Source organism: Knoellia sinensis KCTC 19936 (genome assembly GCF_000768705.1).
Taxonomy (GTDB): Bacteria; Actinomycetota; Actinomycetes; order Actinomycetales; family Dermatophilaceae; genus Knoellia; species Knoellia sinensis.
Window position 1 is genome coordinate 50,676 of the sequence record NZ_AVPJ01000002.1, and the last position, 24,794, is coordinate 75,469.

Genomic DNA, 24,794 nt, shown 5'->3' on the forward strand with positions numbered 1-24,794 from the left:
CCTCCGCCACGGCCGGCATGCGGGAGGCCGCACTGGAATCCGGCGCTCGCGAACCGCATGTGGACGGGGCGCGGCTCCCGGAGGTGCGCGTCGTAGCATCGACGCCGTGAGTCCGGACACCACGCGCTGCTCCAACGCCTTCCGTGAGCGCGGCGAACCCATGATCGGGTCGGCGCCGGTCGCGCGTCGCTGGCTCCTCATCGAGCACCCCGGGCCGTGGTCCAAGGACCATCTCGAGACACCGCCGATCGCCGGTCCGGTGGCACAGGCCATCGAGGCCGCCTGCGCCGAGCACCAGGGGCGGTCGCTTCTCGTGCGCCGCACCGGCCGCCGTGAGCCGGGAGAAGCCAACGCCTGGTATGCCGTGGACACCAGTCTCGGGACCTGGGTCACCGGCACGTGGCGCACCACCGACGACCTGCTCGATGCGGTCAGGGCACTGGGGACACCGCTCACGCACTCCGAGACGTTCGCCCCGCCGATGCTGCTCGTCTGCACCCAGGGGACTCGGGACGCCTGCTGCGCGTTGCGCGGCCGACCAGTCACCGCTGCCCTCGCCAAGGTGTGGCCCGACGAGGTGTGGGAGTGCACCCACCTATCCGGCCACCGCTTCGCCGGGACATTCATCTCCATGCCCGACGGCACCTGCTACGGCATGGTGGATCTCCCCATTGCCGTGGAGGTTGTCCGCGCGCACCGAGCGGGCCTGGTCGACACGACCCATCTGCGGGGACTTGCCCGCTACTCACCCGCGGTGCAGGCGGCGACCGGACTGGTTCTTGCCGAGCACGGGCCTGCGGCGATCACGTCGGCGCGGCCAGGAACGGTCGAGGTCCTCTCCGAGACGGTGACGCGGGTCGAGGTCATCGGCGACGAACCCCTCCCCGACACGACGTGGGTCGAGGTGACGGCGGAGGCACTTGAGCCGGCCCCGCTGTCGTGCGGAAAAGGCCCGGGTGAGCACACGGCATACAGAGCGGTTGTCGTCCCCGACCCCCGCTGACCCCGCCCATTCCTTCGACTTTGTGCCCCACTGGGACACGCTGATTGGGCCTTCGGCCGACGAACCATGTCCCAGTGGGGCACAAAGTCGAAAGGTCAGGCGAGGGCGGCCTTGACCTTGTCGATGACGGCCTGCTCCTCGGCGTTGACGCCGTCGGAGGCGTCCGCCACGGCCTGGGCCGCCTCGAGGATGACGCCCTTGAACGCCTCGGCCGAGCCGTCGGCCTTGGCGTTGAGGATCCCGACGGCCTGGGTCAGCCCGCTCATGACGGACTGTTCCTGCGCGGCGGCATCACCCGACGGAGGGGTGGGGAAGCCGCCGCCCCGGAGGATCTCGGTGATCTCCTTGGGGCCGGAGGCGAGGGCCTTGGACCCGGCGAGGCTCTCCTTGAACGACGAGAAGAAGCCGGGGTCAGCCTTGCTCACGAGGGCGATCGCCCCGAAAGCAGCGTTGCGGACGGTGTCGCGTTCTGCATCGGTGTATTCAGCCATGCACGTCAGTTTGCCTCGGTCGGCTCCGTCTCGGGGGAAGGCGCGGCGGGGATCTCGCGCAGCGTGAGCGAGTCGAGCGGGCCGTCGCCGGGCTCGGGCCGCAAGCACGATCGCTCCGCGGGCTCCTCGGCAGCGTCCACGCGCGTCCCGTTGACGAGGCTCACGTCGTCGTAGGCAGGCCGCCCCTCGATGACGTTGCGGTAGCGGTAGCGCGTCACCGACGTGAGCCGACACGTCTCACCGAACGTCAGGACGTCGAAGGCCGACGGCTGCCCCACGAGTTCCTCGCCGTCCTCCTGACCGACGAAGTGCGTGAGAGGACCTCCGCCGGTGAACGTGCCGGCCTGGATGCGGTTCCCCTCGAGGTCGGGCGTGTGCATGTGCCCGTTGGCCGTCACGTCGGCGAAGGGCACGTCCTGCACAGCCCACGGCTCGTGCGAGACCAACAGGTCGAGACGGTCCTGTCCCTCGAACGTGTTGATGAAGGCCTGCTTGGCCGGCTGCTGCTTGTCTCGGCTGCGTTTGCCGTCGTCGCCGAACCAGCGTGGGTCGTTGAACCCAGCGATTCGTATGCCGCCCACTTCCACGTGCGTGTAGGTCTCCGAATCGGGCTGCAACAGAACGACATTGGGGATGCTCGCCATGCGGGAGAGGATCGACCGGTCGGTCGGGGAGGTGGCGTCGTGGTTGCCTCGCGTGAAGAGGTAGGGCACCGGAAGTGAGGCGATGCCCTCGAACATTCCGGAGGCCTCGCCCTCTGCGACGGTCCCGAAGTTCACGAAGTCGCCGGTGTCGATGACGAGGTCGATGTCCTCTTCTTCGACGATCGTGCGCATGAGGGCGTACTGGTTGCCAGCGTGCAGGTCGGACACGAGGAGCACCCGCAGGGCCACCGGCTGGTTGAGCTCGGTCGGGGAGTACTTGTCCTGGAGGGCCGCCGACAGCGCGATGAGGTTCCGGAGATAGGGCGAGACCTGCGCGGTGCGCGCCTCCACATCGGAGAGCAGGGACTGGTTGCGCTGGACTGTGCCGAGGACGCTGGTCGAGGTGAACTCACGTGTGCGCTCGGGCTTGTAGGTCTGCCAGATGGCGACGCCGGTCGCGCCGCACGCAATCGTCCACGCGGTCGCCGCCGCGACGACGGCCCGAGTGGGTGGTCGGCGGCGTCTCATCAGTGCCGATACACCGAGGCCGAGGAGGGCGACCGCGAGGGCGCCGCCGCCGAAGCGCAGCCCCACATCCCTTGTGGCTCGCGTGATCGCCGCGCTGAGTTCCAACGGTCCCGGCTGGAGGCTCGACACGCTGATGCCCGGCCGGCTCAGGACATCGGCGATGGATGACTTCACCTGGGGAGTCGCCTCGATTCCCGGCGCGAGTCCGCTGAAGCTGACGTCGATGTCACCGAAGAGGGTGCGGGCGAGCAAGTGCGTCGAGTCCCGCGGATCCATGGAGAGCTGGACCTGCGCCGAGTAGTGCGTCGTCTCGGCCGTCGCCGGCGCCAGCCGTGTCCCGGCGACACCTCCCGCTGCACACGCGACCGTGAGGGCGACGACTCCGAGGATTCCGCGCACGCGACGGCTGCCCACGCGGTGGCCCAGCGCCCACCACACCGAGACGGCAGAGGCGAGCGGCCACAGCGCGAGCAGTCCGGCGACGATGCGCTCGTGGGCACCGAACGGCATACCGGCTCGGAGGCCGACGGTCAGGGAGGCGACGAGGATGAGGAGAACGATCGCGGCGGGACGTGCGACGCGAGTTCGGAGGAGCGGTGCCGCAGACGATCCCGCTGCGAACCACGGCCAGCTCGCGAGGAGTGCGAAGCTCAGCGCCGCGACCACCGTGTGGGCAACCGACCCGTCCGATCGCGACGGCAGGGGCACCAGTGCCACGGCGACGGTGGCCAGGCCCGCGGCGCCCAGCACCCAGCGGCCGGCCCGGCGCATCCCCGGGATCATCAGCGCCGAACCGATGTGGGCCAGTCCCGTGATGACCAGGGCGGACGTCATGATCCAGCGGTGTGGCGTCTCGACGGCTGCCAACGCACTGATCGACTCACGCACCCAGTCGAAGCCCGGGGGCTGCTGCATCGCCGCCCAGGTCCATCCGCCCACGAGGGCAAGGAACGCGGTGGCCGAGCTGAGCAGCGCGCCGCGGGGAAGTCCCGCGGACACGTCCACGCTTCGTTCCTCGCCTTGCTCGGACATTCCTCCACCCTAGGCTGGCGACATGTCCGGACCCCATGCCGCGCCCCTCGCCGGAGCCTTCCCCTCGGGGACGTTCGGCGGAGTCCTCTTCGACATGGACGGGACTCTCATCAACTCGTTGGCCGCTGTCGTGCGGTCCTGGATGCAGTGGTGCGAGGAGTTCGGGATCGACCCCGAGGACCTCAAGGGGTCGCACGGCCGGACGAGCGCCAACACGATCGCCGTCGTCATGGCCGATCGTTCCGAGGCCGAACGCCGCGAGGCCCATCGACGGATCACCGAGATCGAGGTGGCCGACACCGACGACATCGTCGTCCTACCGGGCGCACGCGAGGCCTTCGAGGAGCTGGACCGTCTGGGCATCCCCCACGCGATCGTCACGTCATGCGACCGTGAGCTGGCCGAGGCCCGGATCGGGGCGAGCGGGCTGCCCCGTCCGCAGGTCGTCGTCACGGCGAGCGACGTCTCCCACGGCAAGCCCGGCCCGGAGCCCTACGAGCGCGGAGCTGCCCTGCTCGGGCTGGAGCCCGGCGCGTGCATCGTCGTCGAGGACGCGCCGGCGGGCCTCGTCTCCGGGCGGGCTGCGAGCGCCGGTGCCCTTGTGGCCGTGCTCGGGACGACCCCGGTGGAGGTGCTCGCCCGCGACGCCGACGTGGTCCTCGAGTCCGTCGCCGACATCCCCTGGCCCACCCTGGTCACCCCGACCGTTCCCTGACCTGCAGGTTCCCGTTCATCCGTACCGAGCTCACCCAATTGGACGGTTGGGAACGGACGGACTGTGTGCTCAACCGTCCAATTGGGTGAGTTCGGGACAGTGAAGATTCAATGTCCCGAACCGAGGAATTCGGTGAGATCGGGACTCGCGGGACGGGACCGGGACTGGGGAGACCGGCATACGGGCACTGCCGACACGGGAGGCTTGCCGCACGTCATCGGACGATAGGTTGGCCGGCATGGACGCTGACGCACTTGTCGTCGGGGCTGGACTCGCCGGTCTCGTCGCCGCCAACGAACTCGCCGATGCCGGACGCTCCGTCGTCCTCCTCGACCAGGAGAGCGAGGCCAACCTCGGCGGCCAGGCGTGGTGGAGCTTTGGCGGACTGTTCCTCGTCGACAGCCCCGAGCAGCGCCGCATGGGCATCAAGGACACCGTCGACCTCGCCTGGCAGGACTGGCAGGGCACGGCGGGATGGGACCGTGCTGAGGACTACTGGCCGCAGAAGTGGGGCCGCGCCTATGTCGAGTGGGCGGCCGGCGAGAAGCGAGAGTGGTTGCGCGAGTTCGGGATCAGCTTCTTTCCGGTTGTCGGATGGGCCGAGCGAGGCGACGGCCGCGCAGGGGGCCACGGCAACTCGGTCCCGCGGTTCCACATCCCCTGGGGAACGGGGACGGGCGTCGTCACGCCCTTCATCGAGCGCGTGCGCGCGCACATCGCCGGTGGGCGCATCATCTACCGTCCTCGGCATCGCGTCGACGAGGTCGTGACCTCTGGCGGGGCAGTCACCGGCGTTCGCGGATCCGTTCTCGGACAGGACAATTCAGCACGAGGTGTCGCCTCCAACCGGGATGTCGTCGGGACCTTCGAGTTCGGTGCACAATGCGTGCTCGTCACGAGCGGCGGAATCGGCGGCAACCACGACCTCGTGCGCGCCAACTGGCCCGATCGCCTGGGGAAGCCGCCGGAGCACATGATCACCGGTGTGCCCGAATACGTCGACGGCCGAATGCTGGCCATCACGGAGAAGGCCGGCGGCACGGTCATCAACCGCGACCGCATGTGGCACTACGTGGAGGGCATCAACAACTGGAACCCCGTCTGGCCCAACCATGCCATCCGCATCCTTCCGGGCCCGTCGTCGCTGTGGTTCGACGGCAAGGGCGATCGGCTGCCGCCGCCGAACTTCCCGGGCTTCGACACCCTTGGCACGCTGTCGCACTTGCGCCAGACCGGCCATGACCACTCCTGGTTCGTCACCAACCATGCTCTGGTCGGCAAGGAGTTCGCGCTGTCCGGTAGCGAGCAGAACCTCGACCTCACCGAGCGCAACTACCGCGACGTCGCGAAGCGGCCCATCACCGCGGTGCCGCCTGCGGTGCAGGCGTTCCTCGATCACGGCATCGACTTCGTCCAGGCCGCGACCCTGCGGGAGCTCGTGGACAAGATGAACGCCTTGACGCCCCACGCACCCGTCGATTTCGCGCACATCGAGCGCCAGGTCCTCGAGCGGGATCGTCAGATCGACAACCCCTTCACGAAGGACGCGCAGATCGCGGCGATGCACGTGGCGCGTCAGTACCGCGGCGACAAGCTCACCAAGCGCGCCTTCCCGCCGCACAAGATCCTCGACCCCAAGCGCGGACCGCTCGTGGCCGTGCGCCTCAACATCCTCACCCGCAAGTCACTGGGTGGACTGCAGACCAACCTGGATTCGCAGGTCATCGGGACCAACGGCGACCCGGTCGACGGACTGTATGCCGCGGGCGAGGTTGCCGGGTTCGGCGGCGGTGGCGTGCATGGCTACCGCGCTCTCGAGGGCACGTTCCTCGGCGGGTGCCTCTTCTCGGGTCGCGCAGCGGGACGCGCGGCGGCCGCCCAACTCGGCTGACCGGCATACGGGCTCGTTGCCGCTGCCTGACCAACCCGCTTCCGGCGGGGAAGCTGGGGCGAGCGGCGGGGTTGGTCAGAGGTTCATGCGGGCGGCGAGCGTGTCGCGCTTGTCCTCGAACCGTGAAGCCTTGGTGTCGAGGTCGTCCATGAACGCCGACAGCTCGAGCCGCGCGGCCTCGCCCTCGTCCGAGAGGCCCTCGAGGTCCCAGACCTTCCAGAAGCGCAGCACGGGCGCGACGACGTCGTCGCGGTGCTGGCGCAGGTCATAGATCCCTGCCACCGCCATCTCGACGGCCTTGCGCTGGAAGCCCGGGATGTCGGTGCCGGGCATCTGGAATCCCTTGACGACATCGCGGATCGCCATCATCGACCCGTTGGGGTCGAGCTCGAGTGCAGCGCCCAACAGGTTGCGATAGAAGATCATGTGGAGGTTCTCGTCGGCAGCGATCCGCTGGAGCAGCTGGTCGGCCATGGGGTCATCCGTGAACTTGCCGGTGTTGCGGTGCGACACACGCGTCGCGAGCTCCTGGAAGGACACATAGGCGAGTGAGTGGAGGAGCTCCCCACTGTGGGCGGACTCGTAGCCCTGCGACATGTGCGTCATCCGGAAGTCCTCGAGCGCCTTGGGGTCGACCATGCGCTTGACGAGCATGTAGTCACGCATCGCGATCCCGTGCCGCCCCTCCTCGGCGGTCCAGCGGTGGACCCACTCACCCCAGGCGTCGTCGCGACCGAAGATCAGCGCGATCTCGTGGTGGTAGCTCGGGAGGTTGTCCTCGGTGAGCAGGTTGACGATGAGCGCCGAGCGGGCGACCTCCGAGATCGGTGCGTCGTCCGGGCTCCAGGCCTCGCCATCCATGAGGCCATCGAAGTTGCGGCCGTCGCTCCATGGGATGAACTCGTGCGGATACCACTCCTTGGCGACGCCGATGTGGCGGTTGAGGTTGGTCTCGACCACCTGGTTCATCTCGCGGAGGAGGTCGGTCTGGCTCCACTGGGTCGCGGTCATGTTCGCCAACCTACGCTTCCGTAGGTTAGGTCCGCCAGTTACTCGTCAGTTCGACCTTGTGCCCCATCGGGACAGGTGTCGAGCGCCCACGGTCGGGCGTTCCTGTCCCGATGGGGCACAAGGTCGATGGGGGTCAGAGGGTGCCGACGCGGCCTCGGCCGCCCGCGGCCCAGCAGGCGCCGTCCGCAGTGCAGTCGAGTGTGTGGAACCCGACCTCGCTGAACTGGCGCCACGTCCGACCGCCGTCCCCGGAGACGCTGCTACCGCCGACCGGCCCGCTTTCGCCCACGACGATGAGCGAACGACGCAGGTATGCCGCGTCCTCGCCCAAGTGGGTCAGGTCGCCTCCGCTCGTCCAGGACTCCCCGTTCCGCGTGGTGGCCGACGCGTCGACTCCGTCGGTGGGGGCGGCAAAGTCGCCACCGACGGCCACACCCTGGCGCGGGTTCTTGAACGCCAGCCCGAAGACACCCGCTGCCTCCCCGGCCGGGATGGTCGACTCGGCCGCGGTCCACGTGAGCCCGCGGTCGGTCGAGTGGAAGATCCGTGACTTGGCCCCGCCCGAGCCGAACCAGGCGTCGCGACCGGAGATCGTCAGGCAGTCGCCGCTGGCGGAGAAGTTGAACTCACCTGTCGAGTCGGGCATGCCCGCGTCTGGGAGCACGGACCACGAGCGGCCACCGTCCTCCGTCGAGGCCACCCGGAACTTCCCGTCGACCGGGTCGCTCACCGCGAGCCCCCGCTTGCCGCCCGGATAGAAGTCGAGGCAGTTGTAGAAGGCCGTCGGCTCGGTGTTGCGGAACGTCTCGGACCACGTCTCGCCACCGTCGGTCGTGCGATAGATCCGCGAGTCCTCGCCCTCGCCGATCGCGAGAACCGTTGCAGTCAGGGCGTCCTGGGCCTCGACGTCCCGGAAGTTCAGACCCGTCGAGCCGGGCGGGCTGACGTCGTCCCAGGAGTCACCGCCGTCCTGTGTGAGATAGACGCGCGCCGCGCCCCCGCTCACGCTGGCGCCGCTCACCCACGCCGTTGACCGATCCACCGCGTCGAGTCCGCGGAAGCTCTGATCGGCGTCGACGGTCGACACCGACCAGTCGAGTTCGGCCAGTGAGCCGGGCGGTCCCGAGGAAGGGGCGGCCATCGCGGCGGGAGCCGACAACGCGACGAGCGCGACGGCATACAGGGGAGTGGTGAGCAGTCTCGAGAAGGTGCGCATTCCAGCACCCTGCCCCAAAGTCGGGCAGCGCGCGCGTCAGAGGTACTGGCCGGTGCCCTCTGCGTGGCCACCCTCGGCAGGGCGACTCGAGCCTCCCGGCATGTTGGGCATGCCCATCGGCGAGCCCGGCATGCCTTGCGCCGGAGCGTGGCCGGGCGGGAGAGCGCGCATCTGCTGAAGTTGTGCCTGGGCCGCCATCTGCTGGGCGACGAGGGCCGTCTGGATGCCGTGGAAGAGGCCCTCGAGCCACCCGACGAGCTGGGCCTGCGCGATCCGGAGTTCGGCGTCAGTCGGGGACTCCTCGCTGAACGGCAGCGAGATGCGTTCGAGCTCTTCGACGAGCTCGGGGGCGAGACCGTCCTTGAGTTCGGAGAGGGAGCGATCGTGGATCTCGGCGAGGCGGGCGCGACCCTTCTCGTCGAGCGGTGCGTTGCGCACCTCCTCGAGGAGCTGTTTGATCATCGACCCGATCCGCATGACCTTGGCCGGCTGCTCGACGAGGTCGGCCGGGTTCTGCGTCGGCTTCCCCTCGTCGTCACGGTCGGCGACACCCATCCCCTCGGGTGTCACGACCACGACCCTGTCGTCGTCGATGGTCGCGGTGCCGTGGACCTCACGACGGCCGGTGCCGGGCTCCTGCGGCTTCGGCTCGTCGGTGGATTCCGGCTGCGCGGGCTGCTGGTCGCTCATGCCACCCATCCTGCCCCACGACGACCTGCGCCTTCCCGCGGTCTGCGCGCCGGCAGTCATTTCCCCGGCTGGCCGAGCCATGGGCATCCTCGTGCGCCGAGCCGAACTCGCGGGTAGCGTGACCGCTGGCTGGGAACGAACAGGCACGAACGGACACCACACCGAGCATGCGGGGCCTCCCAGCGCACAGGGATCCGACCCATTCAGTGGCGGCCCGGCGAGGCGGGGCCCGGCGAGAGAAGGATTCGTGGCAGAAGCGCACACATCGGGGCAAGGCCCTCATCCGCGACCTCAGGTCCAGGCCCCGTCACGGCAGCATGCTCACACCACAGAACGCGCTCCCTTCCGCGAAGTGGTGCGCCGCAACCGCTATGTCATCCTCCTGACCGTCATCGCGACGGTGCCCGTGCTGGCAGCCTTCCTCAAGGCCGTCGCGCACGGGTGGTGGCCCGATGGTGACGACGCCATCCTGGGGATGAAGGTCGCCGACGTCTTCAGCAGTCATCCGCCGACGATGGGTATGCGCTCCACATCCGGCAATGCCGACCCGAGCCTCGCATCGCATCATCCGGGACCGATGGCGATGTATCTCCTCGCCATCCCTGCAGGCCTCTTCGGATTCCACCCCATCGGGTTGCTGCTGGGTTCGGCACTGACGCACATCGCGCTGATCGTCGGTGTCGTCATCGTGGCCCGCCGCCGTGGTGGCATGACGTGGGTGCTCATGGCACTCACCGCCGTCCTGGTCATCCAGTGGGCCGTGGGTCCGGAGGCCCTGTTCCGACCACTCAATCCGTATCCGGCCTCCATCGGGGTCTTCCTCCTGCTCCTGCTCACGTGGAGCCTCGTCGTCGGAGACACGGCCTGCGCCTGGGGTTTCGTGCTCGTCGCGAGCCTCGTGGCCCAGGCCAACCTCGCCTTCCTTCCCCTGGTCGTGGCACTGACGCTCCTCGTCGTCGTGACCGCACTGCTCCGGAGGCGGCGAAGCCCGTCGCGAGGGTCGATCTGGGCAGGGCTGGGACTGGGGCGTGGCGCAAGCCGCACGAGCAGGCTCGCCGCCGGGGCGCTCGTCCTGTGCTGGCTTCCGCCGCTCGTGGAAATGGTGACGTACCGCAAGAGCAATCCCCTCCAGGTCGCCAGCTACATCTTCTCGGGTGTCGACAAGGACCAGATGGGTTGGGCTTCTGCCCTCAAGGCGTTCCTTCCGCAGTTGGTCCCGTTCCCCGGTGGGTTCTCCAGCGCCAACAATGCGCTCATCGAGCGCTCGGGACTGTGGGTGGTGTTGGGGCTCGTCGTCGTGGCGATGCTCGCGGGGCTGGCGGTGCCTGCCGCCGAGCAGCTGCCGGGTTGGGACTCACCGCACCGTATGGCCGCCGTGGTGGCGTTGGTTGCCCTCGTGCTCGTGGGGTGGTCCTTCGCATCGGCGCCCACGAGTGTCGTGGGGGTCCCGTTCTACTGGCTGCTTCCGATCTGGGGGTGTGTGACGTTCGCCTGGCTCGTGCTCGGCTCGGCAGTCTTCCGGGCCGCCCGTCACATCGCGTCCGCGCGGCGCGGTCGCGCGGCGGCCCCGGCGGCTCCTGCTGCGGCTGTTCCTGCGCGCGGAGTCAGTGTGGTCCTGCTGGGCATCCTCGCGATCGTGGCGACGCAATCACCGGTCGTGCTGACCTGGCGGGACGAGCCCGGAAGGAAGGCTTCGGCGATCGTCGCCGAGGAATACAGCTCGCACACCCCACCACCGCACCCCGTGCGGGTCACCTCCGGTGGCGGATGGGTGGCCTGGGCGAGCGTCGCACCGGCGATCGCCTATCAGCTGCGTGCGCGGGGCTACGACGTGTACTCGATGACCGACTGGCCCCTGCCCGAGGACGTGTCCTTCCGTCACGCCACCAAGGCACCGACGAACTCCTCCCAGATCTTCGTTCGTGAGAAGGCCGCGAACGGGCAGTGGGTCGGCGAGCCCGACGGCTCCGGGTGGCGGCTGCTCGGCACGGTGGAGGGCAAGCCCGTCACGGGTCAGGGCGAACTGGAGGTCTATCTGCGCGAGCCCGGTTGGTGACGCACCTGCGCCATCCGGCGAGCGGCACTCAGGCGGGCGGGGTCCACGACGGGTCGCGCCCGATGAATCCGACGAGCTTGTCGGTGATGTCGGCGCTGGTCGGGACGGGCACCCGCGGACCGTACTGACCCGACTGCCGCAGCATCTCGTCGTATTGCTCCATCCCGCTGAAGAGCTCGTTCGCGAACTCCTCGTCCATCCGATCCGGCTGACCGGTCGCCCGCGCGAGATCCCAGGTGTGCATGAAGACGTCGGCCGTGTAGAACTGGTCGATCGCCTGCGGCAGCGGCACGTCGCCCATGTGGCGATTGCTCAGCACCTTGCCCTCCGACTCCGGGTCGTCGAGGATCGCCTGCACCGCGTCCGCATGGGCTGTCCACGCCCCCACCGGGTCGTCGTCGACGCTCGGCCCCTGCGGCAGCCGGATGCCTGCCCCGGCCTCGAGGAACCCCGCGAACCACTCGACGAGGTGCCGCACGACATCGCGTGCGGTCCACTCCTCGACGGGCGACGGCACGTCCCAGTCGCTCACCCCTCGCACACGCTCGGTGAAGGTGCCCGCGATGGCGCGGTGACGTCCGGCTGGGTCTGTCGGCAACGGCATACGAGAAGTCTGTCAGCGATGTCCGACAGATCACGCCGTTCGGTGGGTCGCGTCCGGAGCCTTCCGTATGCCGGCCGCAGCCAGTCCCGCTGCGACCGCCGGGACCGCGATGGCGAACCCGAGCAGGACGAGCCACGGGAACACGAGGACGGGGTCACCGAACTTCTCCATGCCCGTGAGCGGATCCCACGTCCGCGCGGTGAGCGGGTAGGCCAAGGCGATTCCGGGGACGATGCCGACGGCGATGCCAAGCACCGCCCCGATGAGGCAGAGCACGAACGCCTGCGCTGCCGCCATGATGCGGCGAGTGCCGCGGCCTGAGCCGAGAGCGGCAAGCGTCGCCTGGTCGTTCTCCTGCTCAGCCAGCGTGAGCGCCGTCGAGGTCAGGGTGATGACCAGGAGCAGGAGGGTGAAGATCCCGAGGAGGACGGCGATGATCGGGCCCAGTTCGGAGACGAAGCCACGCTCGGTGACGAGGTAGACCTCGTCGGCAACCCCGAACCCGAGCTGGTCGGACAGGTCCTGGGAGATCGGGCCGGCGGGGTCGAACATCGTCAACTGGTGGGTTCGTACCGGCCAGCCCTGTGCATTCGCCGTCTCGAGGGTGCCGAGCAGACTGGAGTTCAACAGCGCGCCGAGAGTCGATTCCGTGAGCTCGACCTCGATGGCCGGGATGCTCTCGGTCCGGATGTCACGCAGATCGGCCGAGGGGTCGACGATTTCGTTCTCCGCCGGGTCGACCGTCTGGCTCGCGGTCATGACGCTGATGGTGCCGTCGGTGAGCATGCTGGGTGACCCCGGGGGGCGCGCAACGACCACCGCACCGTCGAGTACGGCGGGGATGGCAGCGGTCTGGCCGATCGCGGTGAGGCGACGGCGCATCTCGTCCGGCGCCACGAAGTTCATCGATGAGCCGGTGCCGGAGACGCCATGCGTGCCGATCCGTTGACACGGCGGGCTCTGCACGCTCTCTGTCCAGTTGAACCCGACGTCGAAGACCGTCTGCTTCGCCGTGCATCCCGGAGGCACGACGTTGACTGCCTTGACGTCGTAGGGCTTGGTCGGCGGGACCGGGTTCACTGAGTTCATCATCGGGTCGCCCGAGTCGATGGCCGCCACCGGTGAGACGACCAAACCGGGGCGGATTGCGCGGAAGTCCGCACTGATGCGTTCGACAGCTGCGGCGTCGAGGTTCGTCCCTCCAGCGAAGACCGTCGTGTCCCCGGGGAGGTTCTGCGCGACGTACTCGCGGCGGCTCTGCTCCTCGTCGCTGCCGCTCGCGATGAGGGTCATCGTGAGAACGGCGACCCCGGCGAGGATGGCCGCGATGGCCGGGACGCTGCGGGTGCGCTGGCGACCGGCGTCGCGGGTGGCCATGCGGAGCGAGACGGGGAGGCGAGAACTGATCCGCGCGATGCCCACGAGGATCACCGGCGACAGCATCACCGCACCGACCACGAGGGCGACCGTCGCGAAGACGATCCGCACCTCGTCACCCCCGTTGTTCATGGACGACTGCCTCGCGGCCAACGAGATGACGGCGAATCCCCCCAGAGCAGCGAGCGCGGCACCGATGACGAAGAGGATCCTGCTCGGCCGAGGCGAGACGTTCTGCCCCTTCATCACGCCGACGATGTCGAGTCGACCGAGGCGACGCGCGGGGAGGAGCGCCGCGATGACTGCGCTCACCATGGCCGCAGCCGTGGTGACGACCACGGGCACGACGGGAACCTCGAACGGCCCCGTGACATCGAGTGTCCTGGCGAGGACGGGCTGGCGCGAGGCAGCCCACGCCGCGGCGACGCCGAGACCGGCCCCGGCGAGCGCGGAGATCACCCCGAGGACGAGTGCCTGGGCGAGGACGGTGTGTCGCAGCTGAGCCGTGGTGGCCCCGTTGCTGGCCGAGAGCGCGAGCGTCCGGCGTTGACGGGCGGCGCTCACCGCGAACGCGGGACCGACGAGGAGCGTCGTGATCACGAGGAGCAGGGCCCCCCCGATGGCGACGAAGCTCCCCATGCGGTCGTCATCGAACTCCATCAGCGACTGCTGCTCGAGCGACAACTCGCTGACGGGGGGAGGGTTGCGGAGCACCTCCTCGGACCAGACCACGATCCCGTGGCGGTTGAGGTCGCGAACCTTGGACCACGTGACCGGCTCATCGCCGAGAAGGATCCAGCCACCACTGCCGAAGCTGTCGTCGACGAACGGTTCCGGCGTGACGATGTCGTGCGACATCCACCCACCCTGTGGCGGGACCTCTGCCGTGCCGACGACCGTGACCTTCCGGTCCTCGCTGGCCGCTCGGATGGTGAGCTCTCCACTCGTGGGCAGGCCCCTGCCGGCCCCGAACTCAGAGACGAGGATCTCGCCAGAGCGCTCGGGCAGGCGCCCGGACGTCAGGGTCACCTTGTCGGTCAGGCCGGCTCGGGGGTCGACCGCGAGCGCGTGCAACTCCAGACGGCGACCGTCACGACGGGTGGTCACCGTTTCGTCGGCGATCGGCAACGCCGTGGCGCCCGTCAGCGTGCTGATCGCCTCGGCGTTCTCGAACGCCGAGCCACCCTCGACCCACCCGGGGACGGGTGTGGCGTCCCCTGATTGCCCAGTCCCGGTCGAGGGGTCGAAGGACTGCTCCATCCCATAGGGCGCTGGGTACTCCAGCATTGCGACGCCGTTGCCCATCTTCGACGGGATCTGCTCAGGGCCGTCGACCTGGTTGGTCGCAACTGCCGTGAGCGCGAAGACCAGGAGCATGGTCGGCAGGCCGACCATGATCATGATGAGAGCGCTGCGCCCCCTGTGTCGGCGGACGTCGCGCTTTGCCATGCGGAGAGCGATGGCCCAGCTTCCCGTGAATCGGCCCCAGGCAGAACGTTTTTCGATCGGGCTGAGGGAGGAGTCGGCGGGGGGAGTCGCCCCTGTGCGCTCCCCCCGCCGCGCCAGAGTGGTCATCGGCTTGCGGTGTCGAGGAGGTCCTCGGCCGAGCTGGCGCGCCCGGTCGAGTCGACGACGACTCCGTCGCGCAGGAACACGACACGGTCCGCCCAGGCTGCGTGCCGGGCCTCGTGGGTGACGAGAAGTCCAGCGACGCCGTCGTCGCAGCGCTCGCGCAGCACCCGCAGGACGTCCTCACCGGTGTGCGTGTCGAGGGCGCCAGTGGGCTCGTCGGCGAGGACGAGGCGGCGCGAGCCGATGAGCGCTCGGGCAATGGCGACGCGCTGCTGCTGGCCACCGGACATCTGGTCCGGGAAGCGGTCACTCAGCTCTCGCAGCCCCATGAGATCGAGGGTCTGGCGGGCATGGCGCCGCGCCTTGCCGGCGCGCTCGCCGTCGAGCTCGAGGGGCAGCGCGACGTTCTCGGCTGCGGTGAGGCTCGGGATGAGGTTGTAGTCCTGGAAGACGAACCCCACCCGGCGCCGCCGCAGCTGGGCGATGCCCTTGGCATTCAGCGTGGTGAGGTCCTCGCCCTCGATGACGACGCGTCCACTGGTGGCCATGTCGAGCCCACCCGCCAGGTTGAGCAGAGTGGACTTGCCGGAGCCACTCGGTCCCATGACGGCGACGAGCTCTCCCGGCATGACCTCGAGAGTGACGCCGTCGAGCGCGCGGACGGCGGTGTCACCAGTCCCGTGGACCCTGGTGACATTGTCGAGAAGCAGGCTGGGCGCGGTCATCGTCGTGCCCCCGTCCGGTCGGTCTGTTGCTGGCTCCCCACCTCACGCCGGTATGCCGTCTCCTCGACTTCCGCTCGCGCCTTTGCCGCGCCTGCCGAGTCCCCCGAGCGGCGAAATGGGCGAAGCGACTCGCGGTGGAGTCGAGTCTCGACGTGGTCGAGCCAGCGGACCTCGGCCTCTGCACTGAAGATGAGGTTCTCGAGCACGAGGAGCCAGGCGAGATCGTGGTTGGCCGTGCTGTCGCTCTCATCGGGCTCCGGCTCGTCCCGCTCGGCGTCGCGCTGTTTGCGCATGACGTCCTGCTTGAGGCGGGTGAGGTCGTGCAGATGCCTCATCGTGGCGGTCCGCTGCGTCCGGGCGACCGCGGCCACGTCGACGCCGGGCACGGTCACAGCGAGCGCGAGCTTGATCGTGAGCTCGTCGCGCGGGGTGTTGTCCCGGTCGACGGGGGTGGTCCACCAGGTGCCGACCTCGGCCACGCCCGCGTCAGTCAGGCGGTAGGAGATGCGTCCCTCGCTGTCGGCCTCACCGGTCGGCTCGACGAGCCCGTCGCGCTCGAGTCGATTCAGGGTCGTGTAGACCTGTCCGACGTTGAGCGGCCACGTGCCGCCCGTGCGCTCCTCGAACTCCGAGCGCAGCTGCGCGCCATACATGGGGCCCTCTGCGAGGAGGGCCATGAGCCCCTGCTTGACCGACATCGGGTGTCTCCTTCGACGTTCGACGCGGGAACCCCTGCGCTCCCGCGTGCGGTGCCGAGCCGGCATACCGAGGCCCTTCAGTCGGCCCCTGTTCCAACCGAAATACTCGGTATGCCGTGCTCGGACAGGCCATGTATACCGAGTATTCGCTCGCTTGGCAAGCACGAACTATTGCCCGAGCGGGACGGCTCGCTGGCGCTCGCCGTCCCGCTCGGGCAATAAGTCGGAGGGTGGGTCAGGTCAGGAGAAGGATCTTGCCGATGTGCCCGCTGGCCTCCATCTCGGCGTGAGCAGCGGGCACATCGGCGAGCGCGTGGCGGGAGTGGACGATCGGACGCACCCGACCGTCGGCGATCATCGGCCAGACGTGCTCGTGCACCGCAGCCACGATCGTCGCCTTCTCGGCGAGCGGGCGCGCGCGCAGCGACGTCGCGATGACCGCGGCGCGCTTGCGCAGGAGGGTGTTGATGTCGAGTTCGCCCTTGACGCCGCCCTGCATCCCGATGATGACGAGACGCCCCGCCGTGGCGAGGGCCTGGACGTTGCGGGGGAGGTACTTCGCGCCCATGTTGTCGAGGATGACGTCAGCGCCGTGTCCGTCGGTCGCGGACCTGAGTTCCTCGACGAAGTCCTGGTCCCGGTAGTTGACGAGGATCTCGGCGCCGAGTTCATGGCATACGTCAAGCTTTTCGGCGGAGCCGGCCGTGACGGCGACGCGGGCTCCGACCTCGCGAGCGAACTGGATCGCCATGGTGCCGATGCCGGACGAGCCGCCGTGGACGAGGAAGGTCTCGCCGGGCTGGAGGTTCGCGGTCAGGAAGACATTGGACCAGACGGTCGAGGTCACCTCGGGCAGCGCGGCCGCGTCGATGAGGTCGACGCCATCGGGCACCGGCAGCACCTGCCCCGCGGGCACCGTCACCTGCTCGGCATAGCCGCCGCCCACGAGGAGGGCGCACACCTGGTCGCCCACGACCCACTCCGTGACACCGGCGCCGACAGCGTCGATGACACCCGACACCTCGAGACCGGGGATCTCGGTCTCACCGGCGGGTGGGTTGTAGAAGCCCTGCCGCTGAAGGACATCCGCACGGTTGACGCCCGCCGCCGCGACCTTGATCCGAACCTCACCCGCCGCGGGATCGGGGGTGTCGACGTCGGAGAGGACGAGCGCCTCGGGACCGCCGGGCTCAGGAATCGTGATCGCCTTCATGGGTCCAAACGTACGACGGAGCCGGGCCCGGTCATGTCGCGGTCTGGACCGCGACGATGTCGATCAGCGATTCGAGGCCCGCAAAGTCGTCCGGATTGCTGGTGACGAGTGACGCGCCGTGAGAATGCGCCGTCGCCGCGATCAAGAGGTCCATCGTCCGGCGGCGAGGCTGTCGCCCCATGTCGACGACCGCCGCAGCCAGTTGCCCGTAGCTCGCGGCGACGGAGTCGTCAATGGGCAGGGCGTCGAAATGGCGCTGGATGACACTGAGTCGCCGAAGACGTTCAGCACGGACGGCGGGGGATTTCGCCACCAGCACTCCAAAGTGCAGTTCCGCGAGCGTTGCCGCACTGATCGCAAGAATCCCTGGGATGGGCGCTGCTGTCGGCCCAATGACCACGCCCGTGTCGAGAATGGCCCGCTCAACGGTGGCTCTGCTCACTGTTCTGCCCAGGGGTCGCGCAACTCATCGTCGATCAACTCGCGATCGTCTGCCCAATCAGCATCGGCTGGTCCGTTGTAGAGCTCCGCCAGATCGGCCCACCGTCGCCACTGAGCGGGCTTGGCAGGCACCAACCGCGCGCTGGGTCGACCGGCAACGGTGATTGTGATCTCCTCGCCCTGCTCCACGCGGCGCACGAGGTCGGAGGCGTCCTGTCGAAGCTCGCGAAGTCCCACGGATGCGTCCATAAAGAAAGCCTACTCCCATGGTTGCACAAGTGCTACTTCCTCCGTCGGGCCGGAACGAACCTCGGCCGCTATCGCTGGAGATCCTCGGGGGTGTCGATGTCGGGGACGTCGAAGTCGGGCTGCACCAACACGTGGGGGAGGGTGAGCAGGGTTCGGGCGGGCAGGTTCTCAGGCGCGTCCGGGATCGCTTCGCGCAGGTCCTTTGTCCGGTATGCCGCGAGCACCGGATTCGCCCGAGCCTCACCATCGCTCAGGACGGCTGCCGAAACCGTCGGGTCCCCTTCCAGCGCGGCGACCAAGGTCGGCAGCACTTCACCAGCGCGAGGGGAGTCCCCCGGAGCCACGCACACCACGTCCGTCGTCACGAGTGCCAGCCCCGCCGCGATCCCCGCCAGTGGGCCCCCGCCCGGCGGTGACTCCCGCACGAACCGCACCCGCCCCTCCACCTCGGACGGAACCATGCGAGGAGGTGAGACGAGGACCAAGGGCCAGCTGACCGGCATACCCGACAAGCAGTGATCGAGAACCGGTCGACCGTCAAGGAGAGCGGCGAGCTTGTCGGAACCAAAACGGCGCGACGAACCACCTGCCAGCACCAGGACAGTCACATCGGGTTGCACGTTTTCATTGTGACGGCCCACTGAGGGGCATACGTTGATCGGATCCCCTGATCGACAAAGGAGTCGGACATGGCAGTAGACGATCACTCTCCCAAGCGGCGCACCGTTCTCAAGGGTGCGGCCGTCGCCGCAGGCGCCACCGCGCTCGGCGGACCGTTCCAGGGCCTGGTGGCCGGACCGGCCGGAGCAGCGCCCGGACTCGGCGGACCAGCCTTCCGTGGGTTGCGCCCGATCCCCGACGAGCGCGACGGCAAGGTGCGGCTGCACCTCCCGGAGGGCTTCAAGTACCGCTCGTTCCACGACACCGAGGCACCGGTCACGCTCGACGACGGGACGAGGCTCCCCGGACGCCACGACGGCATGGGTTCGTTCGACGGCCCCGACGGCAACATCACCCTGATCCGCAACCACGAGGTCAACAACCCGGTCGCGGCCCCGTTCGGTCCGGTCGGCGACCACACCTATGACACCCGCGCCGGTGGCGGCTGCACGCACATCGACGTCGATGGCGAGGGCAACGTCCAGGGCGCGTTCACCGCGCTCAACGGCACGATGATGAACTGCTCCGGCGGCGAGATGCCCTGGGGCGCGTGGATCACGTGCGAGGAGACCGTCAATGGTCCCGACGTCGGCCCCGACTTCACGGGTGCGTCGAACATCCCGCTCACCAAGCCGCACGGCTACATCTTCGAGGTCCCGGCCCACGGGCACTCCAACGGTGAGCCGATCACCAGGGCTGGTCGCTTCCCGCACGAGGCCGTGTCGTTCGACCCCCGCGAGGGGCGGCTCTATCTCACCGAGGACAACTTCGCGTTCCCGTCGGGCTTCTACCGCTACACGCCGAAGACGAACCCGATGGAGTCCGGTCACCTCGACAACGAGGGCCAGCTCCAGATGCTCGCGATCAAGGGGCAACCTAACGCTCACCTCGAGGGCCACCAGCGCAAGGGCGCCGTCTACTCCGTCGAGTGGGTCGACATCGCCGACCCGGACCCGACGTTCCCGTACACGCCGGGCCAGACTGCGCCGACACCCAATGACACCGCGCTCCAGTACGTCGGAGACCAAGGCCGTGCCCTGGGTGCCGCTGGCTTTTCCCGCCTCGAGGGGCAGGTCTACGACAACGGCGTCGTCTACTTCGTCTCGACCCAGGGTGGTGGCGACGCGGAGACCGGCGACGAGTTGCTCGCTGGCTACGGCAACGGCTTCGGGCAGGTGTGGGCCTACGACACGCGCTCGGAGAAGCTGCGTCTGCTCTACCAGTCCCCGGGCAAGGAGACCTTCGACATGCCCGACAACGTCACGACGAGTCGCCGCGGCACGCTGGTGGTGTGCGAGGACAGCACGGGCGACAACTACCTCCGCGGGCTGAGCCGTGGCGGGCAGCTCTGGGACATCGCCCTCAACAGGCTCGTGTCGAGCACGGGTGCGGATCGGCGCGGCGACGAGTTCGCCGGGTCGTGCTTCAGTCCCGACGGGTCGACGCTGTTCGTCAACATCCAGGCCTCTCGCGGGCTGACCTTCGCGATCTGGGGCAAGTGGGAGCGCATCGGCGTCTGACGCTGGTGGTCCCGTCCCACGACGCAACTCGGCGTATGCCGGTCACTCAGCTGACCGGCATACGCCGAGTTCGTTCGTGGTCCGGTAGAGGATTCGCCGATCCGGGATGACGGGATCTGGGCGAGCCCTGTCCGGAAACTCAGTGGCGCGTTGTCAGTGCTCGGGTGGAGGCTGGATCACAGCCATGAGTCACCGGGCGAGCTCACAGGGGGCTTGACCTCAAGCGGACTTGAGGCTTGAGGATTCACACCATGACAGGCCCACAGAGCGACACCGCGACGCCTCCGACGCAGGCGCCGACCACGGAACCGGTGACGACCGCCGAGCGGCAGTTGCCGCGTGCCCTCACGCCCTTCCGCGGGGCCGCCTACCGGCGGCTTGCCGTTGCTCTGGTCTTCTCGTCGTTCTCGGCCGGTGTGTGGGCGGTGGCCCAGGTCTGGGAAGTCGTCCGTATTGGTGGTGGTGCGTCTCAGTTGAGTGTCGTGGCCACGAGCGCGGCCGTGGGCGTGATCCTCCCGGCCCTCCTTGCGGGCGTCGTCGCCGATCGCATCCCACAGAAGCGCATCCTCCTCGTCGTGGCCGGCGTGGAACTCCTCTGCATGGCGATCATCGCCACGCTCTCGCTCCTCGATCTGACGCAGCTGTGGATGCTCGCGACGATTGCGTTCGTGAACGGCATGGCGATGGCGTTCTACTACCCCGCCTACACCGCATGGTTGCCGGCTCTCGTCGAAGAGCGCGACCTCATGGCCGTCAACGGATTCGAGGGGATGGTGCGCCCGACCATCGGTCAGGCCGTCGGGCCGGCCGTCGCTGGCGCTGCAGTGGCCGCTGCGAGTCCCGGTGCCGCCATCGTCATCGGGGCGGCGGCAGTGCTGGTCGGCCTGCTCGCGCTCATGGCAGTCCCTGAGACCCCCGTGCGACGCCAGCTTGACGACGGTCATTCACGCCACCCCATCGGGTCGGCGTTCTCGGACATGCGCGAGGGTTTCGTCTACATGGTCCGAACCCCGTGGTTGCTTGCCACTCTGCTCTTCGCCAGCGGCATGGTGCTGGTCCTCATGGGCCCTCTCGACGTGCTCACCCCGTTCCTGATCAAGGACCGTCTCGGTGGCGGTCCGCGCGAGCACGCGTGGGTCCTCGCGGCCTTCGGGATCGGTGCGGCCCTTGGATCATTCGTCATGGGGTCGTTGCCGATGCCGCGTCGCTACCTCACCTGGATGAACCTCATGTGGGGCCTCGGTTCACTGCCGCTCGCGGTGTTCGGTTTCGCCGGGCACATGTGGATGCTCATCGTGGCAGCGCTGGTCCTTGGGGCAGCGTTCTCTGCGCCGATGGTCATCTGGGGGACGTTGCTCCAACGACGGGTCCCGCCGGCGCTCGTGGGTCGGGTGGCGAGCCTCGACTTCTTTGTCTCGATCTCGCTCATGCCGGTGTCGATGGCGCTGGCCGGACCGGTGTCCGAGGCGATCGGGATCCGCCCGACCTTCCTCATCGCCGGTGTCGCCCCGGGGGTCATCGCGATCATCGCGATCCTCTGGGCCAGGCTGCCCGCCGACGAGATCGCACACCCCCTGCGTGACGAGTGAGCCGAGTTGGGCCGATGCCCCTCACTCGAGGCTTGGATAGGTGTGTCTGCGTCGATAACCGATAGGTGTCCAACCTGAACACCTATTGGTTATCGACGCGAACAACAACCCACCGACCGCACTGGCGCAAGCCAACGTCAGGGCACCCACTGGGGGTCACGTCCCAGCCGGCCGAGGAGCTTGTCCTGCGGGGACGCGTCGGCCGGCACGGGCACCTCCGGGCCGCAGATGCCTTGCGCCCGGAGCGCGTCGCCCCATCCGTCCGCGCTGGCGTTGAGCCACGTCACGTCCTCGTCGGACACGCGCCAGTCCTGGCCCGTGGCTCGGGCGACGTCCCAGCCATGGATGACGAGGTCCCAGCCATAGAAGTCCGCCATGGTCTCGCCGATCGTCGTGGGCCCGAAGTAGCCCGCGTACTCGGTCTCGGCCACCCCGTCGCTCGACAGCGTGGCGGCCACCGTGTCGGCGTGCGTCCGCCAGGCAGTGGCCACATCGGTCGGGTCCGGACGCTCCCCGACATCCAGGCCGCGGGTCGCGAGGAAGTCACGTTCGGTGTCGATGGTGTGCATGACGACGTCGCGCACGGTCCAGCCCTCACACGGCGAGGGTGTGTCTGCCTGACTGGCTGCGGCGTCGACAAGTGACGCGAACTGGGTTGCGCGGGAACGGAATCGCTGTGCTGTATCTGTCATGTCATCGAGCCTAGGAAGCCCCTCGGCCGGCCGTCTTGAGATAATCCGACACGTGGCCGACCAGCATGCTTCGAGGGATCCGATCTCCAGGGCGCACCTCACCGGGCGATCGCACCCCACCCCGCCGATCCACCGGTATCCCGCCGGCTCCGGACTCGAGGACTTCGTCGAGCGCTACTGGATCCCGGTCTGGGACGTGGCCGAGCCGCAGAGCCAGAAGACCCTCCAGTACCCGGTCTGCCTCATCGTGGTCAGCAACTCCTATGCGCGGTTCTATGGCACGGTCCGCGGCATGTCGACGGTGACGTTGGAGGCGACCGGATGGGCGGTCGGCGCCATGCTGCGCCCGGCGGCCGGCCGGCTCGTGTGGGGGCGCCCTGTCAGCGACCTCACGGACCGCTTCGTCGACCTGTCCGAGGTGCAGTCACTGGAGTCCAGGCGGCTGGTTCCCGCAGTCCGCGCCCTGATGGATCGTGATCCGGATGATCCGGACAACCACGCCGCGGCGATCGCCGAAGTGGAGCGATCGCTGCGGGCGATGTTGCCCGTCGACGCCCAGGGGCGCCTCATCAATGACGTCATCGCCTGGCTGCGCGACCACCCGGAGGTCACTCGGGTCTCCGAGATCTGTGACGCCTTCGACCTGGGTGAGCGGGCACTCCAGCGACTCACACTCGACCGCGTCGGGCTCTCGCCCAAATGGCTCATCCAGCGCCGTCGCCTCCATGACGCCGTCGAGCGACTCAAGGCGGGAGCCACCACCGTCGGCGAGGTGGCCGCCGATTTGGGCTACGCGGACCAGGCGCACTTCACCCACGACTTCCGAACCGTCACCGGGATGACGCCGGGCGCCTTCCTCGCGGACCAGTTCTAGGGCACCAGGGGCCGACCTCGGCCCCTGGCCCGAGTCATGCGTGCCGGGGGCGCACCTGACGGTGCAGCCGGGTGGAGAGGTCGTCGCCAGCGCGGCCCACCGCGGCCACGATCCGGTCGAAGCCCGCGTCGTCGACGACGTCGGTCCGGAAGGTCACCGCCACGGACGCGACCGGGTGGTCGCTGTGGTCGAGCACTGCCACGGCCACCGACTTGAGGCCACTCGTCACGAGACCGTCCTCGACGGCATATCCGCGTTGCCGCACAGCCTGGAGCAAACTCCGCAACTGGCCTGTCGTCGAGGGTCCGTGACCGTCGCGCTGCACCAGTGCGTCGGCATGCGGGAAGAGCGCGCGCACTTGCCCCGCGGACAGGGCGGCGAGCATCGCCAGGCCGGTCGCAGTGAGGGTGGCCGGCAGCCGAACGCCGACGTCCGAGACGAGGACTGGGCCCTGAGGTGCGCGCTGCTCGATGACATAGAGGACGTCGCGCCCGTGGAGCACTGCGAGGTGCGCGTTGTGCCCCGTCGTGTCGACGAGTCGGTCGAGGGTGCCTCGTGCGATCCGCTGCAGCGGCGCCTGCCGCTGATAGGCCGAACCCAATTCGTATGCCGCGACGCCCAGTCCGTATCGCCGCTCACCTTCGAGGTGGGAGACATATCCGCGTTCCCGAAGCACGGCAAGCAGGTGATAGGTGCTCGACCGGGGAAGCCCGAGCTCGCGCGCGACGGTGGCCGCGGGGAGTGGCTCACCTCGGCGCGCCAGCAGTTCGAGCACGTCGAGCGCGTTCGCGGCCCCGGGGACGTTGCTCATCGGCCACCCATCAGTGGTCGTCGATGAGGCTGTTGAGGACGCGGGTGAGGGTGGTGCGGTCGCGCTCGGTGAGGTCCGCGAAGTAGCTCTCGTGATCGGCCCGCCGCGCCGCGTCGAGTTCGTCGAGGATCCTCCGACCCTCGCCGGTGAGACGTACCTGAGTCGCGCGCCGGTCGGTCGGGTCCGGCTCTCGCGCCACGAATCCTCGCTGCTCCAAATTGTCGACGACGTCCGTCACCGAGCGCGGGGCGATGCGCAGATGCTGTGCGACGAGGCCCAGCCTCGTGGGTTCGTGCCTGCCGATGACCCGCAGGGCGCGTGACTCGTGGGGCGTCACGCCCCACGGCTCCAGGGTCGCGGCGTAACGACGCCGGAGGCCCCGGGCGACCTCCATGACGAGCTCCCCCAGGCCAGCTTCACCCGGCTGAACGTTCGACTTTGTGCCCGATTGGGACACGTCTCAGCCTCCTTCGTCGGCGCGACGTGTCCCAA

The 24,794-nt window shown here is 68.8% G+C and carries 23 protein-coding genes; 7 read left to right on the forward strand and 16 right to left on the reverse strand.

Annotated features, from left to right (window positions below; genetic code table 11):
• Positions 1-106: 106 nt before the first annotated feature.
• Positions 107-1,003, forward strand: a complete 897-nt coding sequence (locus tag N802_RS02985) for a ferredoxin family protein (RefSeq protein WP_052109362.1) — start codon at positions 107-109, stop codon at positions 1,001-1,003.
• Between the two features lie 95 nt (positions 1,004-1,098).
• Here the strand turns inward: N802_RS02985 and N802_RS02990 are convergent, their stop codons facing one another.
• Together N802_RS02990 and N802_RS02995 are read right to left on the reverse strand one after the other, a co-directional pair.
• On the reverse strand, positions 1,099-1,494 hold the full coding sequence (locus N802_RS02990; RefSeq protein ID WP_035912100.1) for a hypothetical protein: 396 nt from the start codon (positions 1,492-1,494) through the stop codon (positions 1,099-1,101).
• 5 nt (positions 1,495-1,499) lie between these two features.
• A complete protein-coding gene (locus N802_RS02995) occupies positions 1,500-3,698 on the reverse strand; it encodes a DUF998 domain-containing protein (RefSeq protein ID WP_052109363.1) in 2,199 nt (732 codons plus the stop codon).
• A gap of 22 nt (positions 3,699-3,720) precedes the next feature.
• Between N802_RS02995 and N802_RS03005 the strand changes: the two genes are divergently transcribed.
• Positions 3,721-4,413 (forward strand): HAD-IA family hydrolase, encoded by a 693-nt coding sequence (locus tag N802_RS03005; RefSeq protein WP_052109364.1) that lies wholly within the window; start codon positions 3,721-3,723, stop codon positions 4,411-4,413.
• Between the two features lie 238 nt (positions 4,414-4,651).
• Positions 4,652-6,304, forward strand: coding sequence for an FAD-binding dehydrogenase (locus tag N802_RS03010; protein WP_035912102.1), 1,653 nt, complete (start codon positions 4,652-4,654; stop codon positions 6,302-6,304).
• Positions 6,305-6,379: 75 nt separating this feature from the next.
• On the opposite strand, the gene N802_RS03015 is transcribed toward N802_RS03010, so the two are convergent.
• The 3 genes from N802_RS03015 to N802_RS03025 all read right to left on the reverse strand — a co-directional run bounded on the left by N802_RS03015 (position 6,380) and on the right by N802_RS03025 (position 9,221).
• Complete coding sequence (locus tag N802_RS03015) at positions 6,380-7,315, reverse strand: acyl-ACP desaturase (protein WP_035912103.1); 936 nt, start codon at positions 7,313-7,315, stop codon at positions 6,380-6,382.
• A gap of 133 nt (positions 7,316-7,448) precedes the next feature.
• Positions 7,449-8,531 (reverse strand): WD40/YVTN/BNR-like repeat-containing protein, encoded by a 1,083-nt coding sequence (locus N802_RS03020; RefSeq protein ID WP_052109365.1) that lies wholly within the window; start codon positions 8,529-8,531, stop codon positions 7,449-7,451.
• Between the two features lie 36 nt (positions 8,532-8,567).
• Positions 8,568-9,221, reverse strand: a complete 654-nt coding sequence (locus N802_RS03025; RefSeq protein WP_035912105.1) for a bacterial proteasome activator family protein — start codon at positions 9,219-9,221, stop codon at positions 8,568-8,570.
• 352 nt (positions 9,222-9,573) lie between these two features.
• Between N802_RS03025 and N802_RS03030 the strand changes: the two genes are divergently transcribed.
• Complete coding sequence (locus N802_RS03030; RefSeq protein ID WP_035912106.1) at positions 9,574-11,277, forward strand: hypothetical protein; 1,704 nt, start codon at positions 9,574-9,576, stop codon at positions 11,275-11,277.
• 28 nt (positions 11,278-11,305) lie between these two features.
• On the opposite strand, the gene N802_RS03035 is transcribed toward N802_RS03030, so the two are convergent.
• The 8 genes from N802_RS03035 to mobA all read right to left on the reverse strand — a co-directional run bounded on the left by N802_RS03035 (position 11,306) and on the right by mobA (position 18,776).
• Entirely contained in the window at positions 11,306-11,881 is a 576-nt protein-coding gene (locus tag N802_RS03035) for a TIGR03086 family metal-binding protein (protein ID WP_035912108.1), read from the reverse strand.
• Between the two features lie 30 nt (positions 11,882-11,911).
• Positions 11,912-14,707, reverse strand: a complete 2,796-nt coding sequence (locus N802_RS03040) for an FtsX-like permease family protein (RefSeq protein ID WP_169743386.1) — start codon at positions 14,705-14,707, stop codon at positions 11,912-11,914.
• Positions 14,708-14,829: 122 nt separating this feature from the next.
• Entirely contained in the window at positions 14,830-15,555 is a 726-nt protein-coding gene (locus N802_RS03045) for an ABC transporter ATP-binding protein (protein WP_035912114.1), read from the reverse strand.
• On the reverse strand, positions 15,552-16,253 hold the full coding sequence (locus N802_RS03050) for a PadR family transcriptional regulator (protein WP_035912117.1): 702 nt from the start codon (positions 16,251-16,253) through the stop codon (positions 15,552-15,554). Before N802_RS03050 ends, N802_RS03045 begins: the two co-directional genes overlap by 4 nt.
• 235 nt (positions 16,254-16,488) lie before the next feature.
• A complete protein-coding gene (locus tag N802_RS03055) occupies positions 16,489-17,466 on the reverse strand; it encodes an NAD(P)H-quinone oxidoreductase (RefSeq protein ID WP_035912119.1) in 978 nt (325 codons plus the stop codon).
• Between the two features lie 31 nt (positions 17,467-17,497).
• The gene (locus N802_RS03060) at positions 17,498-17,908 is read right to left on the reverse strand and encodes a type II toxin-antitoxin system VapC family toxin (RefSeq protein WP_035912121.1); all 411 of its coding nucleotides are present in this window, start codon (positions 17,906-17,908) and stop codon (positions 17,498-17,500) included.
• Complete coding sequence (locus N802_RS03065; RefSeq protein WP_035912124.1) at positions 17,905-18,156, reverse strand: type II toxin-antitoxin system Phd/YefM family antitoxin; 252 nt, start codon at positions 18,154-18,156, stop codon at positions 17,905-17,907. Before N802_RS03065 ends, N802_RS03060 begins: the two co-directional genes overlap by 4 nt.
• A gap of 68 nt (positions 18,157-18,224) precedes the next feature.
• Positions 18,225-18,776 (reverse strand): molybdenum cofactor guanylyltransferase, encoded by a 552-nt coding sequence (mobA, locus tag N802_RS03070; protein ID WP_035912127.1) that lies wholly within the window; start codon positions 18,774-18,776, stop codon positions 18,225-18,227.
• A 69-nt stretch (positions 18,777-18,845) separates the two neighbouring features.
• Here mobA and N802_RS03075 point away from each other — a divergent pair, with 69 nt between their 5' ends.
• Entirely contained in the window at positions 18,846-20,336 is a 1,491-nt protein-coding gene (locus N802_RS03075; RefSeq protein WP_035912130.1) for a PhoX family protein, read from the forward strand.
• A 251-nt stretch (positions 20,337-20,587) separates the two neighbouring features.
• The gene (locus tag N802_RS03080) at positions 20,588-21,925 is read left to right on the forward strand and encodes an MFS transporter (RefSeq protein WP_052109368.1); all 1,338 of its coding nucleotides are present in this window, start codon (positions 20,588-20,590) and stop codon (positions 21,923-21,925) included.
• A gap of 137 nt (positions 21,926-22,062) precedes the next feature.
• On the opposite strand, the gene N802_RS03085 is transcribed toward N802_RS03080, so the two are convergent.
• On the reverse strand, positions 22,063-22,617 hold the full coding sequence (locus N802_RS03085) for a TIGR03086 family metal-binding protein (RefSeq protein ID WP_035912133.1): 555 nt from the start codon (positions 22,615-22,617) through the stop codon (positions 22,063-22,065).
• Between the two features lie 52 nt (positions 22,618-22,669).
• Here N802_RS03085 and N802_RS03090 point away from each other — a divergent pair, with 52 nt between their 5' ends.
• Positions 22,670-23,491: a helix-turn-helix domain-containing protein gene (locus tag N802_RS03090; RefSeq protein WP_245613807.1), complete on the forward strand. Its 822-nt coding sequence runs from the start codon at positions 22,670-22,672 to the stop codon at positions 23,489-23,491.
• A 34-nt stretch (positions 23,492-23,525) separates the two neighbouring features.
• On the opposite strand, the gene N802_RS03095 is transcribed toward N802_RS03090, so the two are convergent.
• Both N802_RS03095 and N802_RS03100 read right to left on the reverse strand, forming a co-directional pair.
• Entirely contained in the window at positions 23,526-24,302 is a 777-nt protein-coding gene (locus tag N802_RS03095; protein ID WP_035912135.1) for an IclR family transcriptional regulator, read from the reverse strand.
• A 10-nt stretch (positions 24,303-24,312) separates the two neighbouring features.
• Entirely contained in the window at positions 24,313-24,759 is a 447-nt protein-coding gene (locus N802_RS03100) for a MarR family winged helix-turn-helix transcriptional regulator (protein ID WP_035912137.1), read from the reverse strand.
• Positions 24,760-24,794: the final 35 nt, after the last annotated feature.

Excerpts from the sequence above, each read along its gene's own strand:
- N802_RS02990 (WP_035912100.1), bottom strand. The coding sequence starts at position 1,494 with ATGGCTGAATACACCGATGCAGAACGCGACACCGTCCGCAACGCTGCT.
- N802_RS02995 (WP_052109363.1), bottom strand. The coding sequence starts at position 3,698 with ATGTCCGAGCAAGGCGAGGAACGAAGCGTGGACGTGTCCGCGGGACTT.
- N802_RS03005 (WP_052109364.1), top strand. The coding sequence starts at position 3,721 with ATGTCCGGACCCCATGCCGCGCCCCTCGCCGGAGCCTTCCCCTCGGGG.
- N802_RS03010 (WP_035912102.1), top strand. The coding sequence starts at position 4,652 with ATGGACGCTGACGCACTTGTCGTCGGGGCTGGACTCGCCGGTCTCGTC.
- N802_RS03015 (WP_035912103.1), bottom strand. The coding sequence starts at position 7,315 with ATGACCGCGACCCAGTGGAGCCAGACCGACCTCCTCCGCGAGATGAAC.
- N802_RS03020 (WP_052109365.1), bottom strand. The coding sequence starts at position 8,531 with ATGCGCACCTTCTCGAGACTGCTCACCACTCCCCTGTATGCCGTCGCG.
- N802_RS03025 (WP_035912105.1), bottom strand. The coding sequence starts at position 9,221 with ATGAGCGACCAGCAGCCCGCGCAGCCGGAATCCACCGACGAGCCGAAG.
- N802_RS03035 (WP_035912108.1), bottom strand. The coding sequence starts at position 11,881 with ATGCCGTTGCCGACAGACCCAGCCGGACGTCACCGCGCCATCGCGGGC.
- N802_RS03040 (WP_169743386.1), bottom strand. The coding sequence starts at position 14,707 with ATGGCAAAGCGCGACGTCCGCCGACACAGGGGGCGCAGCGCTCTCATC.
- N802_RS03045 (WP_035912114.1), bottom strand. The coding sequence starts at position 15,555 with ATGACCGCGCCCAGCCTGCTTCTCGACAATGTCACCAGGGTCCACGGG.
- N802_RS03050 (WP_035912117.1), bottom strand. The coding sequence starts at position 16,253 with ATGTCGGTCAAGCAGGGGCTCATGGCCCTCCTCGCAGAGGGCCCCATG.
- N802_RS03055 (WP_035912119.1), bottom strand. The coding sequence starts at position 17,466 with ATGAAGGCGATCACGATTCCTGAGCCCGGCGGTCCCGAGGCGCTCGTC.
- N802_RS03065 (WP_035912124.1), bottom strand. The coding sequence starts at position 18,156 with ATGGACGCATCCGTGGGACTTCGCGAGCTTCGACAGGACGCCTCCGAC.
- N802_RS03075 (WP_035912130.1), top strand. The coding sequence starts at position 18,846 with ATGGCAGTAGACGATCACTCTCCCAAGCGGCGCACCGTTCTCAAGGGT.
- N802_RS03080 (WP_052109368.1), top strand. The coding sequence starts at position 20,588 with ATGACAGGCCCACAGAGCGACACCGCGACGCCTCCGACGCAGGCGCCG.
- N802_RS03085 (WP_035912133.1), bottom strand. The coding sequence starts at position 22,617 with ATGACAGATACAGCACAGCGATTCCGTTCCCGCGCAACCCAGTTCGCG.
- N802_RS03095 (WP_035912135.1), bottom strand. The coding sequence starts at position 24,302 with ATGAGCAACGTCCCCGGGGCCGCGAACGCGCTCGACGTGCTCGAACTG.